Genomic DNA, 1,822 nt, shown 5'->3' on the forward strand with positions numbered 1-1,822 from the left:
TTGCCGTTTGAGCTGACCGGTGCGCAGCAACGGGTGGTGAACGAGATCGATGACGATCTGCAGCAGGGCGCACCGATGCAGCGCCTGGTGCAGGGCGATGTCGGTTCGGGCAAGACCGTGGTCGCGGCGCTGGCCGCACTGGCGGCGGTGGAAGCCGGTGCCCAGGCGGCGATCATGGCCCCAACCGAAATTCTGGCCGAACAACATTATCGCAACTTTGATCAGTGGCTGGCGCCGCTGGGAATTAATGTGACCTGGCTGTCGGGCAAGGCGAAACAGGGCGAGCGACGCGCGGCGCTGGAAAAACTGATCTCGGGCGAGGCGGCCATCGCCGTTGGGACGCATGCACTGTTCCAGGAGGAAGTCGTGTTCGATGATCTGGCGCTGGTGATCATCGACGAGCAGCATCGCTTCGGTGTGCACCAGCGGCTCGCGCTGCGCGAGAAAGGGCGCCGGGACGATGCGCTGCCGCATCAGCTGATCATGACTGCGACACCGATTCCACGCACCCTGAGCATGGCGGTGTATGCCGATCTCGATTGTTCGGTCATCGACGAGTTGCCGCCGGGGCGCACGCCGGTGGAGACGGTGGTGATTCCCGATACCCGCCGCGATGAAGTGGTGGCAAGAGTCCACGAGGCCTGTCGTGCGGGCAGCCAGGTCTACTGGGTTTGCACGTTGATCGAGGAATCGGAGGTGTTGCAATGCCAGGCGGCGGAAGAGACCGCGCAGGTGCTGGCGGAAGCCCTGCCCGATGTGCGTGTCGGTCTGGTGCACGGGCGGCTCAAGCCGGTCGACAAGGAAGCGGTCATGGCCCGTTTCAAGGCCGGCGATCTGGATTTGCTGGTAGCGACCACGGTGATCGAAGTCGGAGTGGATGTGCCCAATGCCGGGCTGATGATCATCGAAAATGCCGAGCGGCTTGGCCTGGCCCAGTTACATCAGCTGCGTGGGCGGGTCGGGCGCGGCAGCCGGGCGAGTGTCTGTGTTCTCATGTATCATGGCTCGCTTTCAACCAATGCGCGTGAGCGACTGGCGGTGATGCGCCGCAGTAACGACGGGTTTGAGATCGCGCGCAAGGACATGGAACTGCGGGGCCCCGGCGAAGTGCTGGGCACGCGCCAGACCGGAATGCTGCAATTGAAAATCGCCGACCTGCAACGTGATGAAGCGCTGATGCCCACTGTGATCAGCCTGACCGATCAGCTGCTCAAGGATCGCCCCGAGGCCGTCAAGCCCCTGATTCAGCGCTGGGTGGGTCAGGCCGTGCGGTATGGCAGTGTGTGAAGCGGTGATGAGTTAATGAAACGTTGCCTGCACACGTTTTGCGAACCGGTCTGGCGTCGGCGCGAACAGCTGTTGGCCAGTACCCTGCCGCCGATCCAGGCCTGGTTATTCGACAAGGGATCGTTGACTCGCCGTCTGCAACAGGCGTGTGCCGGAACGTTCCGGGTCGAAGTCGTAGATCAGCGCTGGCAACGTCCCCTGATCAATGAGCGCCGCCGCCTGGCGATGCCGGCACGCCAGGTCGCGCTGATGCGTCAGGTCTATCTGTATTGTGATGATCAACCCTGCGTGTTTGCCCGTACCATCATTCCCCGCGCTACCCTGGGCGGTGCGCAACGGCATCTGGCCATGCTGGGCAGCCGGCCGCTGGGCGCGGTGTTGTTTGCCGATCCGCGCATGCATCGCGAGCCGATGGAGTTCGCCCGTCTGGAGGCGGGCGAACGACTGCATGCGGCGGCGGTGCAGCGCCTGGCACCGGCGCCGGACGTTATCTGGGGACGGCGCTCGCTGTTCTATCTGGCGGGCAAGCCGCTGC

2 protein-coding genes are annotated in these 1,822 nt (G+C 63.9%); both read left to right on the forward strand.

Annotated features, from left to right (window positions below; all coding sequences use genetic code 11):
* The coding region (locus RI563_RS13315; protein ID WP_310694866.1) for an ATP-dependent DNA helicase RecG at positions 1–1,287 on the forward strand (1,287 nt) is incomplete at its 5' end.
* Between the two features lie 15 nt (positions 1,288–1,302).
* The coding region (locus RI563_RS13320; protein ID WP_310694867.1) for a chorismate--pyruvate lyase family protein at positions 1,303–1,822 on the forward strand (520 nt) is incomplete at its 3' end.

This window comes from Thiohalophilus sp., assembly GCF_031581315.1.
Taxonomy (GTDB): domain Bacteria; phylum Pseudomonadota; class Gammaproteobacteria; order UBA6429; family Thiohalophilaceae; genus Thiohalophilus.